The 14666-nt window shown below is 65.9% G+C and carries 15 protein-coding genes and 2 riboswitches; of the genes, 1 reads left to right on the plus strand and 14 read right to left on the minus strand.

Translation table 11 applies throughout. From position 1 onward, the window contains the following. Positions 1 to 94: 94 nt before the first annotated feature. Positions 95 to 961: an alpha/beta fold hydrolase gene (locus AC5Y21_RS22915; RefSeq protein WP_499915832.1), complete on the minus strand. Its 867-nt coding sequence runs from the start codon at positions 959 to 961 to the stop codon at positions 95 to 97. Positions 962 to 1002: 41 nt separating this feature from the next. Here AC5Y21_RS22915 and AC5Y21_RS22920 point away from each other — a divergent pair, with 41 nt between their 5' ends. After that, the gene (locus tag AC5Y21_RS22920; RefSeq protein WP_499915836.1) at positions 1003 to 1863 is read left to right on the plus strand and encodes a haloalkane dehalogenase; all 861 of its coding nucleotides are present in this window, start codon (positions 1003 to 1005) and stop codon (positions 1861 to 1863) included. A gap of 23 nt (positions 1864 to 1886) precedes the next feature. Here the strand turns inward: AC5Y21_RS22920 and AC5Y21_RS22925 are convergent, their stop codons facing one another. The 13 genes from AC5Y21_RS22925 to secA2 form a co-directional block, all read right to left on the minus strand. Continuing rightward, on the minus strand, positions 1887 to 2279 hold the full coding sequence (locus AC5Y21_RS22925; protein ID WP_499915838.1) for a PIN domain-containing protein: 393 nt from the start codon (positions 2277 to 2279) through the stop codon (positions 1887 to 1889). Next, a complete protein-coding gene (locus AC5Y21_RS22930) occupies positions 2267 to 2533 on the minus strand; it encodes a type II toxin-antitoxin system Phd/YefM family antitoxin (RefSeq protein ID WP_499915840.1) in 267 nt (88 codons plus the stop codon). The genes AC5Y21_RS22925 and AC5Y21_RS22930 overlap by 13 nt, the downstream gene beginning before the upstream one ends. A 45-nt stretch (positions 2534 to 2578) precedes the next feature. Beyond that, positions 2579 to 5404 carry an aminomethyl-transferring glycine dehydrogenase gene (gene gcvP, locus AC5Y21_RS22935; protein WP_499915842.1) on the minus strand — a complete coding sequence of 942 codons (2826 nt, stop codon included), beginning with the start codon at positions 5402 to 5404 and terminating at the stop codon, positions 2579 to 2581. Positions 5405 to 5448: 44 nt separating this feature from the next. Continuing rightward, a riboswitch (glycine riboswitch) is annotated at positions 5449 to 5569 on the minus strand. Beyond that, a riboswitch (glycine riboswitch) is annotated at positions 5570 to 5667 on the minus strand. Positions 5668 to 5778: 111 nt separating this feature from the next. Continuing rightward, complete coding sequence (locus tag AC5Y21_RS22940) at positions 5779 to 6402, minus strand: MerR family transcriptional regulator (protein WP_499915844.1); 624 nt, start codon at positions 6400 to 6402, stop codon at positions 5779 to 5781. 275 nt (positions 6403 to 6677) lie between these two features. Beyond that, positions 6678 to 7172, minus strand: coding sequence for a bifunctional nuclease family protein (locus tag AC5Y21_RS22945; RefSeq protein ID WP_499915846.1), 495 nt, complete (start codon positions 7170 to 7172; stop codon positions 6678 to 6680). A gap of 107 nt (positions 7173 to 7279) precedes the next feature. Further along, positions 7280 to 8044 (minus strand): transcriptional regulator FtsR, encoded by a 765-nt coding sequence (gene ftsR, locus AC5Y21_RS22950; protein ID WP_499915848.1) that lies wholly within the window; start codon positions 8042 to 8044, stop codon positions 7280 to 7282. Continuing rightward, positions 8044 to 8526, minus strand: a complete 483-nt coding sequence (garA, locus tag AC5Y21_RS22955) for a glycogen accumulation regulator GarA (RefSeq protein WP_499915850.1) — start codon at positions 8524 to 8526, stop codon at positions 8044 to 8046. The genes ftsR and garA overlap by 1 nt, the downstream gene beginning before the upstream one ends. A 221-nt stretch (positions 8527 to 8747) precedes the next feature. Further along, the gene (gcvH, locus tag AC5Y21_RS22960) at positions 8748 to 9146 is read right to left on the minus strand and encodes a glycine cleavage system protein GcvH (RefSeq protein ID WP_499915852.1); all 399 of its coding nucleotides are present in this window, start codon (positions 9144 to 9146) and stop codon (positions 8748 to 8750) included. Positions 9147 to 9172: 26 nt separating this feature from the next. Next, on the minus strand, positions 9173 to 10060 hold the full coding sequence (locus AC5Y21_RS22965; RefSeq protein ID WP_499915855.1) for a DUF881 domain-containing protein: 888 nt from the start codon (positions 10058 to 10060) through the stop codon (positions 9173 to 9175). Between the two features lie 37 nt (positions 10061 to 10097). Then, complete coding sequence (locus AC5Y21_RS22970) at positions 10098 to 10430, minus strand: small basic family protein (protein ID WP_067232259.1); 333 nt, start codon at positions 10428 to 10430, stop codon at positions 10098 to 10100. Between the two features lie 55 nt (positions 10431 to 10485). Continuing rightward, positions 10486 to 11409: a DUF881 domain-containing protein gene (locus AC5Y21_RS22975; protein WP_499915857.1), complete on the minus strand. Its 924-nt coding sequence runs from the start codon at positions 11407 to 11409 to the stop codon at positions 10486 to 10488. Then, positions 11402 to 12031 (minus strand): CDP-alcohol phosphatidyltransferase family protein, encoded by a 630-nt coding sequence (locus tag AC5Y21_RS22980; RefSeq protein ID WP_499915859.1) that lies wholly within the window; start codon positions 12029 to 12031, stop codon positions 11402 to 11404. Before AC5Y21_RS22980 ends, AC5Y21_RS22975 begins: the two co-directional genes overlap by 8 nt. Positions 12032 to 12212: 181 nt before the next feature. Further along, complete coding sequence (gene secA2 / locus AC5Y21_RS22985) at positions 12213 to 14549, minus strand: accessory Sec system translocase SecA2 (protein WP_499915861.1); 2337 nt, start codon at positions 14547 to 14549, stop codon at positions 12213 to 12215. Between the last annotated feature and the right edge of the window lie 117 nt (positions 14550 to 14666).

The following is a 14666-nucleotide window of genomic DNA, read 5'->3' on the forward strand; positions in this document are numbered from 1 at the left end:
GGCGGCGTTCCCGCCGTGGTTTCACGCCCAGTGCCAACATTTCCCACTCAAAGCCAACGATTCACAGCCGACGCGGGCACGTCATCAGCAGCGTCTAGCCGACCAGCAGCGACAGCGCCGCGTCGGCGTAGGCCTTGGGATCCTCCACCTGCGGATAGTGGCCCAGGCCGGGCAGCTCGACCACGGCGGCGTTCGGGCGCAGTTCCCGCAATCCGTCGAGCACGTTCGTGGTGGCCACCGGATCGTCGAGTCCCCATACGAACCCCAGCGGCCTGGGCCAGTCACGTACTGCGCCATGCCAGCGCTGCGCGTATCGCCCCCGCTCGTCGAGATAACTGATCAGCAGGTGCGCGATGCGATTGCCGTCGTTGTAGGACAACAGCTCCCACTGAGCTGCGGCCTCTTCGGCCGACAGCGGGTGATCATCTGAGAACAATCGGCCGAAACCCCGCTGGAAACCGCGCCGATTGACCAGCCGGGCCGCAACCGGCCCCAGCGGGCCCCGCAGTATCTTTTGGATCGGCCGCAGGCTGGCCCGTTCCAGGATCACGCTGCCGTTGCTCAGTACCGCGCGCTGCATTTCGAACGGCAGACGGCCGTCCAGGTCGCGGGCCAACAGCTCGGTGGTGACCGACGTGCCCATGTCGTGGGCGAGCAGCACCACCGGGCCGGTGACGACCTCGCTGACCACGGCCTGAACCAGGTCAGCCTGTTCCAGCAGGCTGTAGCGATGCGGGCGGGGCTTGTCGGACAAGCCGTAGCCGAGGAAGTCCATCGTCACCCAGGCCTGGCCGCGAAGGTGCGGCAGCACTCCGCGGAAATCAAACGAACACGACGGAAAGCCGTGCAGCAGCAGCACCGTCGGTGGATTACCGGCTTGTGAGCGGACGAATATCCGTCCGGCGTCCGTCTCAAGCCAACGTCCGGCGTCGCGCCACTCCTGCACATTCGGGGATGTCACATATCGGACATACCATCGACAGCGCGATCAGAGGAGGGGTTATGAAGATCGATTTCACGCCGGATCCCCAGCTGTATCCGTTCGAGTCGCGTTGGTTCGACAGCTCGCAGGGACGCGTCCACTACATCGCCGAGGGTGACGGCCCGCCGATCCTGCTGTGCCACGGGAATCCGACCTGGAGCTTCCTGTATCGCGACATCATCGTCGCGCTGCGAAACAGATTCCGTTGCATCGCAATGGACTATCTCGGTTTCGGGCTGTCGGAACGCCCCTCAGGGTTCGGCTACAAGATCGAGGAGCATGCGCGGGTGGTCGGTGAGCTTGTCGATCGCCTCGGCCTCGACGGCTATATCAGCATGGGTCAGGACTGGGGTGGGCCGATCAGCACGGCCGTCGCAGTGGAGCGTGCCGATCGGGTGCGCGGCGTGGTGCTGGGCAACACCTGGTTCTGGCCGACGGACGATTTGACGACGAAGTTGTTCAGCCGGGTGATGTCCAGTCCCCCAATGCAATACGCGATCCTGCGGCGGAATTTCTTTGTCGAGCGGTTGATTCCGGCGGGCACGGCCCGTCGGCCCAGCCCGGTGGTGATGGAGCACTACCGCGCGGTGCAGCCCAACGCCGAGGCGCGTCGGGGCGTGGCCGAGCTGCCCAAACAGATCCTGGCGGCCCGTCCGCTGCTGGCCCGGCTGGCGCGCGAAGTGCCGGAAAAGTTGGGTGCCAAGCCTGCGCTATTCGTTTGGGGCATGAAGGACATGGCGTTCCGGCCCGGCCCGACGATCCCGCGGATGCGAGAAGCGTTTCGCGACCATGTGCTCGTCGAGCTGCCAGAAGCCAACCATTTCATCCAGGAGGACGCGCCCGATCAGATCGCCGCGGCGATCATCGACCGGTTCGGCTGATAACGCACCGCAGTCTCGCGCGTTTAGGCCATAACCCGCGCATTGACGTCGGGAAGTTCGTCGAAACGCGCGCGCACATCCGTGGTCAATACGGTGCGACCGGTCGCGCGGGCGGTGGCTGCAACGATGAGGTCATGAGGGCCTCGGCGTCGGCCGTGTCGGGCGGTGTAAGCCAGCAGATCTGCATGGTGCTCAGCGACCAATCGGTCATACGCACAAATCGGTATCACGTCCAGGACCGCCTGGAGGAATGTTCGCTGGGCTGCCTGGCGACCAGCGTCGTCGTCGAGCTGGACGGCGGCCAGGTATTCCCCGATGACAATCGCGGGGATGGCGACGTCGGACTCGTCGGGGACCGTGGCCTGACCGCGCACGGCTGCGACAAGCACACCCGTGTCGAGGACTAGGCGGTCCACGGGTCGCTGTCGCCCTCGATCGACGCGGCGGCACGCGCTGTACCGATCAATTCAGCGAACTTCTCATCGAGGGCAGCGGTTCCGCGCCATTGTGCCAGGACCGCGTTCAACGCCCCGCCGGTCGCCGCAGGTGCGGGTGCGATTGACGCGATCCGACGACCCCCTCGCGTGACCACGATCGTTTCTCCGTGCTCCACAGAACTCAGGACAGCTGAGAAGTTTCTCGAAGCCTCTGAGGCAGTTACTTCGCGCATAGGATCAGATTATCGTAATCTGACTTTCTGATCCACTGGCGGGGTTCACGCGTATGCCTCCACCGGCGGGCACGAGCACACCAGGTTGCGGTCGCCGTAGGCGCCGTCGATGCGACGCACCGGTGGCCACACCTTGGGCCGGAAGTCCGCACCCAGCGGATAGGCGGCCTGTTCGCGGGTATACGGGTGATCCCAGTCAGCCACCAACAGACACTCGGCGGTGTGCGGGGCGCCGCGCAGCGGGTTGTCGTCCACGGGCCACTCCCCCGCGCCAACGCGGTCGATCTCGCCGCGAATGGCGATCATGGCCTCGCAGAAGGCGTCGACCTCGGTCAGACTCTCGCTCTCGGTGGGCTCCACCATCAGCGTGCCGGCTACCGGGAAGCTCATCGTGGGTGCGTGAAAACCGTAGTCCGCCAATCGTTTCGCAACGTCGTCGACGGTCACGCCGGTCGACTTGGTGATCCCCCGCAGGTCCAGGATGCACTCGTGGGCGACCATGCCGTTCTCGCCGGTGTACAGCACCGGGAAGTACTCGTCGAGGCGCCGCGCGATGTAGTTGGCCGACGCGATCGCGGTCAGCGACGCCGCGCGCAGACCGTCGCCGCCCATCATCCGGATGTAGGCCCACGTGATCGGCAGGATCGACGCCGACCCGTAGGGCGCCGACGACACCGGAGGCCCGTCGGGCAGTTCCGGGGCGTAGGGATGACCCGGTAGGAACGGCGCCAGATGCGAACGCGCCGCCACCGGCCCGACGCCCGGGCCCCCGCCACCGTGCGGAATGCAGAACGTCTTGTGCAGGTTCAGGTGGCTGACGTCACCGCCGAACTTCCCAGGCCGGGCCAGCCCCACCAGGGCGTTGAGGTTGGCGCCATCGACGTACACCTGACCGCCGGCGTCGTGCACCGCCGCGCAGATCTCGGCGATGTCCTGCTCGAACACGCCGTGAGTGGACGGGTAGGTGATCATCAGCGTCGAGAGCCGGTCGGCATGCTCGCTGACCTTGGCGCGCAGATCGTCCAGATCCACGTCGCCGTTCTGGTGGCAGCCCACGACCACCACCCGCATCCCGGCCAACGCGGCCGACGCGGCGTTGGTGCCGTGCGCGCTGGAGGGGATCAGGCAGATGTCGCGGTGCGGTTCGCCGCGGCTGGCGTGGTAGTCGTGGATCGCCAGCAGGCCCGCGTACTCGCCCTGCGAGCCGGCGTTGGGTTGCAGCGACACCGCGTCATAGCCGGTGATTCCCACCAGCCAGTTCTCCAGGTCGGCGATAAGCCGACGTAGCCCCGGGGTGTCGGATGCCGGGGCGAACGGATGCTGACGTGCGAATTCCGGCCAGGTGATCGGCTCCATCTCGGCCGCGGCATTGAGTTTCATGGTGCACGATCCCAGCGGAATCATGCTGCGGTCCAAGGCAAGATCCTTGTCCGCCAGCGCCCGCAGGTATCGCATCATCGCCGTCTCGGTGCGGTACTGCGTAAAGGCGGGATGGGTCAGGAACTCCGACGTACGGATTGCGATCTCAGCCGCGCCCAGGGCACCCGCGGACACCCCGAACGCGTCCAGAACCGCCGCCACATGGGCGTCGGTGGTGGCCTCGTCACAGGCCACCGACACGTGGTCTGCGTCGACACGCCACAGGTTGATGTCGTTGGCCTTGGCCGCGGCCACCACCTCGTCGGCACGGCCCGGCACCCGCGCCAGCACCGTGTCGAAGTACTTCTCGTGCACCACCGCATCGCCGAGTGCCGCTGCGATCGCCTGGGCATGACCGTGAACGCGGTGCGCGATCGCGGTCAGCCCCTCGGCGCCGTGGTAGCTGGCGTACATCGCGGCCATCACCGCCAGCAGCACCTGTGCGGTGCAGATGTTGCTGGTCGCCTTGTCGCGCCGGATGTGCTGTTCGCGGGTCTGCAGCGCCAGCCGGTAGGCGTCCCTGCCATCCACGTCCCTGGAAATGCCGACCAAGCGGCCCGGCAGCTGACGGGCATGCTTGGCGTGCACCGCCAGGTACCCGGCGTGTGGCCCGCCGAATCCCATTGGCACGCCGAAGCGTTGGGTGGTGCCAAAGGCAACGTCGGCGCCGATCTCGCCCGGCGGGGTGATCAGCGTCAGCGCCAGCAGATCGGCGCCGACGGCGATCAGGGCGCCGCGGTCGTGGGCTTGCGTCACCAGAGCGGCCCAGTCGGTGATCCGGCCGCTGGCGCCGGGAAGTTGGGTGACGACGCCGAAGAACTCACCCTCGGGCAGGCCGTCACGCAGGTCGGCGGTGACGATGTCGATGCCCAGCGGTTCGGCGCGGGTGGCCAGTATCGCTGCCGTCTGGGCGAACAGGTCGCTGTCGACGGCCAGCCGGTTCGACGAGCCGCGGGCTGCACGATGCATCAGGGTCATGGCCTCGGCCGCCGCTGTGCCCTCGTCGAGCATCGACGCGTTCGCGATCTCCAGTCCAGTGAGATCGCTGACCAGAGTCTGGAAGTTCAGCAGCGCTTCCAGCCGGCCCTGGCTGATCTCGGGCTGATAGGGCGTGTAGGCCGTGTACCAGGCCGGGTTCTCCATGATGTTGCGCAACAACACCGGCGGGGTGAGCGTGTCGTAGTACCCCTGCCCGATCATGGACACGGCGACGGTATTGGTGTCGGCCAGCGCACGCAGCTCGGCCAGCGCCTCGGCTTCGCTGGCGGCCGTCGGCAGCCTGTCCAGGCCCGGCGCGGCGCCGGTGTTAGTGAGCTTGTCGAGAATCCCGGCCGGGACGGCCTTCGCGGCCAGCTCGTTGAGTGAATCGACACCGATGACGGCCAGCATGGCCTCGACGGCCTGGCGGTCCGGGCCGATGTGCCGATCGGCGAACGTTGATTGGTGTGACACGAGGATCTCCTGACATACGGCACCACAGAGGAAGGGTCTAGCGGCCCTCTCCCTCTGTCTTCACCCGTGTACCAGGCGCCTGAGAGATTCGGCGCCGCCACGTGGCGCCTTTCCCCATCGGCGGGCTTGGCCGGTACCCGGTCAAGCCGCTTTCCAGAGGCATCGTTGTCTCACGCGGTCCGGGGGCCTGAGAGGTTGACGGAGAGGTGTTGCTCCTTCGGCGTCCATGACTGGCGATCACGGAACTCTCCCGCGTAAGCGCGACGCATCGTCCAGTTTACTCGGCCCTCAACATCGGCCGCGAGCGTGCGTGTCTGTACGGCGACACGCCGCAACAGACGTACAACTGCGCACGCTCGCGCAAAAAAGGCGAGCTAGCCGATCTTGCGGTCGCGATGCTTGCGGCGCGAGGCCAGCTCGTCTTCGGGAGCGGCGATGGACTCGCCGCCGTCGGCGCGCTCACCGTGGAAGTCGGCGATGACGCCGGTCAGCTCCCGCATCGCACCGGACACGGCGATGCCGAACACCCCTTGGCCACCCTGCAGCAGGTCGACGACTTCTTCGGCCGATGTGCACTCGTACACCGTGGTGCCGTCGGAGAACAGGGTGATGTTGGCCAGATCCTGGACGCCCCGCTGGCGCAGGTGGTCGACCGCGACCCGGATGTTGTGCAGCGAGATACCGGTGTCGAGCAGGCGTTTGACGATCTTGAGAACCAGAATGTCCTTGAACGAGTACAGCCGCTGGCTGCCGGAACCGGCCGCGCTGCGGATCGACGGGACCACCAACGATGTGCGTGCCCAGTAGTCCAGCTGACGGTAGGTGATGCCGGCAATCTGGCAGGCACTTGGCCCGCGGTAGCCCACCAGCTCGTCAGGCACGGAGTCGTCGGGGAACAGTCCGGGTTGCACGGCCTCACTTGGTGCGGCGGCGTCAGTGGTCGCGACGTTCGCAGAGTCAGCAAGGTCCAGCTGCTCCTGACGTGGCTGCTCGCTCACGGTGGTTCCTCTCGCCGATCGCGCTCGTGTACTCGCTGCGTCACTGGCTGCCCCCGGCAACCACGGTCGCTCAGGCCCGAGTGCTAGTGAGCATACGCTTTTCGCTAGCGGCCGTGGCCCGAGATTGATCTTCAATTCGCCTTCAAAGTATGGCTGTCGCGCGCGCCAGTAGCCGCCATCCGCGAGGCGTGTCGACAAAGCCGTGCCAGATGAGACGCATCCGTAACGTTGTACGAACGGCTCAAACGCGACGCCGGCTGGGTGGGACGACCCGGTCAGGTGGCTTTGAAATCGTCGGGAGACACGCTGTCGAGAAATTCCTTGAACTTCTCCACCTCGTCCTCGCGGACCGCGCTGCTGGATTCCTCGTCGCTCTCGTCGGGTATCAGCAGTCCGGCCTGGGCCAGAACAGCCTCCTCGACATAGATCGGAACTCCGACCCGTAGTGCGATCGCCACCGAGTCCGACGGCCGGGCCGACACCGTGATGTTGCGATCGAAGATCAGGTCGGCGTAGAACGTACCCTCCTGCAAGTCGACGATCCGCACCTCTTTGAGCGAATGGCCAAGTGCGGCAATGAGATCCCTGATCAGATCATGAGTCAGCGGCCGCGGTGGCTCGACCCCCTGCTGCTCGAGCGCGATGGCGGCGGCCTCCGACTGGCCTATCCAGATCGGCAGGTACCGGTCACCGTCGGCTTCGCGCAGTAACAGCACCGGCTGGTTCTGCGGCTGCTCGACGCGAATGCCGACAACGCGAACTTCACCCATCTGTGTCTGCCCTCCGCCTACGCCACTGTGCCCGACCCAAACCCGGCGCGACGACCCCGAGATGACTGGTGCCGCCGACACCAAAGCTGTCGAACGAAGTCTAGTCCTCAGCGGTGAAGAAGGTCGCGAACCGCCGACTTGATCAACGACGTGTGCAACGTGATGGCAAGCGCGGCGACCTCGCGCGCCAAGTCGTCGGCGCGGTCGCGGGCACCGGCTTTACCGGCCTTGACTAGCGGCCCGGCGATCTGCGCGATCAGGTCGGACTGCCGGTCGGCCGCTGACCGGAAGGCACGCAGATGCCGCGGCTCGACGCCGTATTGGGACAGCGCGCGTGCACATTGCAGGATCACGACCGCGTGTTCGTCGAAGAAACCGCCCGGTCCGGTGGTGATCACCCCGGCCTTGAGCAGCGCCGTCAGCAGGTCCTCGTCCACTCCGGAACGGTCCAGGAGGTCTTCCCGGCTGAGCCGGATGCGGGTGGGCGCCACCGCGGCGGTGTCGGATCCCGCGGCGGCCTCGGACCCCGCTTCTCCAAGCGCTCCGCTGTCGACGACCGACACCAATCGCGGTACGCCGTAAGGCGATCCGGCCGACGGCAGTTCACCGTCCTGCTGGGCGTCGAGCTGTGCCCTGATCACCTTCAGCGGCAGGTAATGATCCCGCTGAGCGGTGAGGATGAAACGGAGACGCGCACAGTCGTATGCGGTGAACCTGCGATACCCCGACGCGGCGCGCTGCGGCGTCACCAGCCCCTCTGCCTCCAGAAAACGGATCTTGGAGATGGTGACATCGGGGAAATCCGGCCGTAGCAGGTCGAGGACCGCCCCGATCGACATCCCGGCTACCGCCGGGCTATCGGGCGCGCTCACTAGCCTCCGGTTCCCCCCTCGTCACCTTGCTTAGGTCCGGTCAAGAACACCAAGCGGAACTTGCCGATCTGCACCTCGTCACCGTTGGCCAGCACCGCCGAGTCCACCGGCTCGCGGTTGACGTAGGTGCCGTTCAGGCTGCCGACGTCGACGACCTGGAATTCGGTGTTCTCCAACCTGAATTCGGCGTGACGACGGCTCACGGTGACGTCATCGAGGAAGATGTCGCTGTCGGGGTGCCGGCCCGCGGAGGTGATGGCCTGGTCGAGCAAGAACCGCGACCCGGCGTTGGGTCCGCGTTTGACGACTAGCAACGCCGAACCGGCCGGAAGACCCTCCACTCCGGAGACCGTGCTCTCCGTGCCCGCCTGTGCGGGCGCGTCCAGCTCGTTGAGGAAGTCGGCCCGAAAGACGGAAGTCGTCTCTACGGTGACATCGTCGGAAGTCTCGTCCTGGTCTCGTCCTGAGTCCTTGTCCGTCACCCGCTGCTCCTTACTAGCTGCTGTGGCGTTGTGATTGACCGGGCCGCTAGGGCCGGCTTGCCAATACGTTGTGGCGCCTCGTATTGCCGATTACTGCCTTACTAGTTCTCAATGACTTCAATGCCTTCAATACTGATGTGTCGACCGTACCGTGCACTGGTCCGCAATGTGGTCCGCACCGCAAGATCGTCGCGCGATGCTGGCTGGCACATTAGCAATCGTCATTCGGTCAGTGTGCCGCGGTAGGCCTCGGCGTCGAGCAGTGTCTCGATACCGGATTCCAAAGCCGCCGTATCCGGCACCTGAAGATCCAGCAGCCAGCCGGCGCCGTACGGATCGGAGTTCACCAGTTGCGGGCTGCCTTCCAGATCGGCGTTGACCGCCGTCACCGTGCCGGACAGTGGCGCGTACAGATCCGAGACCGATTTCGTGGACTCCACTTCACCGAAGGATTCGCCTGCGGTCACCTCGGCACCCACATCCGGCAGCTGAACGAAAACCACATCGCCCAACGCTGATTGCGCGAAGTCGGTGATCCCGACCCGCACGGTGTCGTCCCCGCTACGGCGAACCCACTCATGTTCGGCGGTGTAGTGCAGATCGGGCGGGATATCGCTCACGGGCAATCCTGTTCTGTTGGTCGTGCTCACTTGACGGGCTGAGCGTATTGGCGTGGTTTTGGTTGCCGCAAGGTGGTCACGTCGACGTGGTCGGACTGTTGCACGGTCATTCGCGCGCCGACGCGTTTGGCGCTGTCCTCGGCGCCACCCGGAATATTCATCGCCGCGGCCAGCGTCGGCGGATCGCCAATCGCCAGAACCGAATACGGTGGCGACAACGTTTTTCCGTCGATGGTCAACGAGCCCGGATTACCCACTACCCAGGTATCGACACCTACCCGAACGGACTGCCGCGCGTCGTTGATCTCGATGGCCTCCGCGCCGGCGGCGCGCAGCTCGTTGATGACGTCGAGCATCGTGGACGGCGCCACCCCGGGACCGGGGTCGTCGATCTTGACGGTGACACCGGGGCCGGTCGCGCCCACGGCGCCGACGAGGATGGACAGCGCCGCCAGTCTGGCCTGCGCGCTTTCGATGGCAGCCTGGTCGGTGTTGCCGGACGCCCGCAGTTTGTTGAGCGTGTTCTGAAGTTCGCTCACCTCGGTCTCAAGCGCGGCTTCACGCTGCCGCAACGAATCCAACAGCACCAACAGATCTGCGGGACGGGCGGTGTCCAGGGAATCGCCGGACTTGGTCTGGTGAACCTGGGTGGCGATGGCGATCCCCAATACCACGCACAACACGATCGCCAACGCGCCGAACGCCACCCGAGAACGTCCGCCGCGCAGCAGGCCGGCCAGTCCACTCCGGCGCAGCGGCCCGATTTCGGGCCGGGGACGGTTTCCGGGTAGTTCATGACGACCGTGCTGGGCAGGGTCCGGGGCTTCGAGGTCAGCATGCCGGGTTGACGCGTCAGCGGTCTCGTCGGCAGTGCCTTCTGGTGGGTCCTGAGACTCCGGGGGTCGCTCGCTCACCCTGACCTCATCTTTTTGTTTCTTTCGAGCTCATCCGTCACGCACCGAACAGCCGGCGCCGCAACGCCGCGGCATTGCCGAAGATTCGGATACCCAGTACCACGATGATCGCAGTGGACAACTGGGTGCCGACGCCCAATTGGTCGCCGACGTAGACGATCAGGGCGGCCACCAGGACGTTGAACACGAACGACACCACGAAGACCTTCGGGTCGAAGATCCGCTCGAGGTAGGCACGCAGGCCGCCGAACACCGCGTCGAGCGCGGCTACCACGGCGATGGGCAGATAAGGCTGAACGACCTCCGGCACGCTGGGGTGGAAGAACAAGCCCAGCACGATGCCGATCGCAACCGCCGCGATACCGATCATGCTGATCGGATTCCCGTCTTCCGCAAGGGGATCTGGATCACCAGGATTTCTCTCACTAGGGCCCAATCTTTTTGGCGAACTTGACATCACGGATCGCTCCGGCAGGCAGCGAAAGATGCTCGGAGACGTTAACGCTGACCCCGACGCCGTAGGAGGTCTCCAGCAGCCTGAGTCGGTGCAGACCAGGGCTGTTCCCGAACGCGTCTCGCATCCCGTGCGGCGGCCCGACGGCCAGAATCGTATACGGGCTGCTGGTGGGGTTATTGTCGACCAGGATGGCTCCGCCAGCCTGCCGGATGGTCACGTTCGGGCCGATTCGGGCGCCACCGACCGAAATGGCCTCAGCACCGCTCGCCCACAACGAGTTGACGACCAGCTGCAGATCGCGGTCGAGAATAATTTGCCGGCTCCCGTTCACCCGCTGCTTGGACACGTCGGAAAGATTCGGCCCCATCCCCGGGTCGGTGACATTCACCGTCAGGCCGGGACCGGTGATCGCAGTGCTGGCCGCTGCCAGGCTGAGTGCGTCGAGGCGGGTCAGCAGCCGCTGGCCAGTGGCGTTGTCCGCGAGCGCGAGCCGTTGCACCCCGTCGACTTCGGCCGCCAGCACATTACGCCGTTGAGCGAGTTTGGCGGCCGCGGTTTGCGTTGCCCGCACGCTGGTCGCCAGCAGGTGCTGAGCGGTGCGCACGCCGGGCTCAACCGAGCGCGCCTGTGCGACCGCGGCGGCAAACACCGTGGCCACCAGCATCGCCGCCAGCGCTTGCCAGAACCATCGGAAAACGCGTGCTAGTCGACTCGGTGGGCTGTCGAAGCCTTCACGTTTGGTGGCCGCGGCAGCGTAGCCGGGATCCAGGTGTTCGGAGAGCAGAGCCCGCAGCAGCGACGGCACCGGAATGAGGGTGGGCCGCGCAGCCGCATGAGCGCTGCGGCCGGCGTTGGGGTCGTAGCCCCCGAGCAGGCGGTCAGGTTCAGACATGCTTACCCGCTTTTCGGACTGTCGGCTGATCGGCCCGGTTGAGCTTGGGCATCCGGCGTACCACCAGCGTCATCTGCACGATGTAGAGGACGAACGCCCACAGATACATGTACAAACCCCAGATCAGAAACCCCCAGCCGAGGGCGCCCACGACGCGACTCCACAACGCGTGCCACTGGCCCAGCAAAACCAGCGGGAAGCCGGACATCAGCGCGAAAGTCGCTGCCTTACCGACATAGGTCACCGGCAACGCGGAGAGCCCGCGACTGCGCAGCAACGGCAGCGTCGCGGCCAGCAGCCCATCGCGGACCAGCAGCATGATGACGAACCACCACGGGACAATCCGGCCCGCTGCCATCGTGATCGGGACCGTCACCATGTAGAGGCGGTCGACAGCCGGGTCCAGCAGAACGCCCAACCGCGACGACTGGTCGAGCAGCCGGGCGATCTTGCCATCCGCATAGTCGGAGATTCCGCTGAACATCAGGATCGCCACCGCCCAGGCGTTCGCATGCGCGACCAGCAGCACGTAGACGAATACCGGGATGAGCACCAGACGTATGGCGCTCAGCACGTTGGGTACCGTCAGCACTCGATTGGGGGCGCGACGTGCGGGCTCCATGAGCGGTGACCTTAGCCCGGCGACGATGCGGTGCGCACGACGGACCGCAAAGGAGCCGGGCAATCAGACCTAGCCCGGCGACGATGCGGTGCGCACGACGGACCGCAAAGGAGCCGGGCAATCAGACCTAGCCCGGCGACGATGCGGTCCGCACGACGGACCGCAAACGAGCCCGGCAGCCCTAGCGGAACACCCCCGGCAGGCTCAGGGTGGAAAGCGTGTCATCGGACAAGGGGTTGTCGTTGACCATGTACGTCCACGTCGAGGTCGGTCGAGCCAGCTTGGACAGATCCAGCCCCGGCTCTTCTTCGAGCACGTTCGCGGTTTCGAACGTCTGCTGAGCCGCCTCGATCGCGTCGGCGGCCAGCGAGGCGAACGCGTCGACCGCCAACCGGTGGAACTCGTCCAGCGGGTTCTGGCGGCCCAGTGCACGCAGGTGGATGCTTTCGCGGATGTCGGCGAGATACGCCAGATGGTCGGCCCAGCCGCGGTCCAGGTGATACAGCATGATCAGTCGGCAGATCTTTTCCAGACGTTCCTCGGCTTCGTCCTCGGGCATCGCCTCAGCCAGCTCCTCATACCGGTCCGGTGCCAGCTGTTCAAGTTCCTCGCGCGCGGTTGGCGTGCGCAGCAACGTGTTTCGCCTTTCCACGATGATGGCGCGCTGCTGGGCGATCAGCTGGTTGTAGCGCCAGGTGTTGGCGTGCACGTCCAGCATCCGGCCCTCCGCGACCCGCTGGGCGTGGTCCAGCATCCCGGCCGCCTTCGGGCTGACGATCCGGCCGTCCTCATCGGTCTCCATCGGCAGCTTGTTCTGATCGAGATTGGCCGCGACGACGTCGTCTTCCCAACTAGAGAAGAACACCGACGACCCCGGGTCGCCCTGCCGCCCCGCCCGGCCTCGCAACTGATTGTCCAGCCGCTGGGTGTGGTGCCGGCCGGTGCCGACCACATGCAGCCCACCGAGTTCGGCAACCCGGTCGTGATCAGACTCGTCGGACCCGCCGAGCCGGATATCGGTGCCCCGCCCGGCCATCTGGGTGGACACCGTGACCGCCTCGTATTTGCCGGCCTCGGCGATGACCTGCGCCTCCTCGGCGTCGTTCTTGGCGTTGAGCACCACCGCGGGCACACCGCGGCGCAGCAGCCGCTCGTGCAGCTCTTCGGATTCGGCCACGTCGCGGGTGCCGACCAGCATGGGTTGTCCCGTCTCGTGCACCTCGGCGATGTGGTCGATGATCGCGTCGTTCTTGGCGGCCGCGGTGATGTAGACGCGGTCGGACTCGTCCTCGCGGATATTGGGGGTGTTCGGCGGTATCGGTGAGACACCGAGCTTGTAGAACTGGCGCAGCTGTTCGCCGGCGGCCAGTGCGGTGCCGGTCATGCCGCACACGGTTGTGTAGCGGTTGATCAGCGCCTGCACCGTGATGGTGTCGAGTACCTCGCCGGTTTCGGTGGTTTCGATGCCCTCCTTGGCCTCGACGGCGGCCTGCAGACCGTCCGGCCAGCGCTGCAGCTGCGCGATGCGGCCGCGCGAGGCGTTGATCAGGTGCACGGCATCGTCCCGGACGATGTAGTGCACGTCGCGCTGCAGCAGCACGTGCGCGTGCAGCGCGACGTTGACCTCGGTGAGGGTGGTCCCGACGTGTTCCTCGGAGTACAAATCGATCCCGCCGAGCGCCTTTTCGACCTTGCGGGCGCCGGTCTCGGTCAGGTGGACGTTGCGGTTGTCGGAGTCGGTGTCATAGTCAGCCTCCGGGGCCAGCTCACCGACCAGTTTGATGATCTCCAGCCGTGGGGTTTCGCGATGGGTCGTGCCGGCCAGCACGAGGGGCACCAGCGCCTCGTCCACCAGCACGGAGTCGGCTTCGTCGATCAGTGCCACATCCGGATTGGGCGATACCAGGTCCTCGACGTCGGTCACCAGCTGATCGCGCAGCACATCGAAGCCGATCTCGTTCACCGAGGCGTAGGTGATGTCGCAGCCGTAGGCGGTCCGGCGCTCCTCGCTCGTCGACTCGCCGGTGATCCAGCCGACGGTCAGGCCCATGGCCTCCACGAGCGGCCCCATCCATTCGGCGTCGCGGCGAGCCAGATAGTCGTTGATGGTCACGACGTGCACGTGCCGCCCGGCGAGGGCATAGCCCGCGGCCGCGATGGCGCCGGCCAGGGTTTTGCCTTCACCAGTGGCCATCTCGATCACGTCGCCGGCGAGCATCCGTAGGGCGCCCAGCAGCTGCACGTCAAAAGGCCGGAGCCCGGTGGTCCGGTCGGCCGCTTCGCGAGCGATGGCGAGGAACTGCGGGATGTCCGGGGATTCCGCGAGATCGTCGAGTTTCAGCAGCCCGGCCGCTTTGCGCAGTTTCTCGTCGTTGAGGTCGGCGGCTTCTTCGTCGTACTCCGCGGAAGCGGTTACCTCGGCGAGGGAACGGGTTTTGTTCTTTTCCGTACTGGCACCGAGCAGTCGCCAGAATCGGCTGCTGACTCTGCCAGGTTGGCTTTGGGTGGTCTTCGGCACAGGTCAACGGTACGCGAGCCCTCGGAGAGACACGGACGCCACGAGCGTGCATGTTTGTCCGCGACACGCCGGGGACTGGCGTACAAGTGCGCACGCTCGCGGATTTGAGCGAAACCG

It is taken from the genome of Mycobacterium sp. NGS41, from assembly GCF_059812725.1.

What these genes read in the sequence shown, in the direction of transcription:
- AC5Y21_RS22920 (WP_499915836.1), top strand. Translation starts at nt 1,003, where the DNA reads ATGAAGATCGATTTCACGCCGGATCCCCAGCTGTATCCGTTCGAGTCG.
- AC5Y21_RS22930 (WP_499915840.1), bottom strand. Translation starts at nt 2,533, where the DNA reads ATGCGCGAAGTAACTGCCTCAGAGGCTTCGAGAAACTTCTCAGCTGTC.
- AC5Y21_RS22945 (WP_499915846.1), bottom strand. Translation starts at nt 7,172, where the DNA reads ATGGGTGAAGTTCGCGTTGTCGGCATTCGCGTCGAGCAGCCGCAGAAC.
- AC5Y21_RS22970 (WP_067232259.1), bottom strand. Translation starts at nt 10,430, where the DNA reads ATGATCGGTATCGCGGCGGTTGCGATCGGCATCGTGCTGGGCTTGTTC.
- AC5Y21_RS22975 (WP_499915857.1), bottom strand. Translation starts at nt 11,409, where the DNA reads ATGTCTGAACCTGACCGCCTGCTCGGGGGCTACGACCCCAACGCCGGC.
- AC5Y21_RS22980 (WP_499915859.1), bottom strand. Translation starts at nt 12,031, where the DNA reads ATGGAGCCCGCACGTCGCGCCCCCAATCGAGTGCTGACGGTACCCAAC.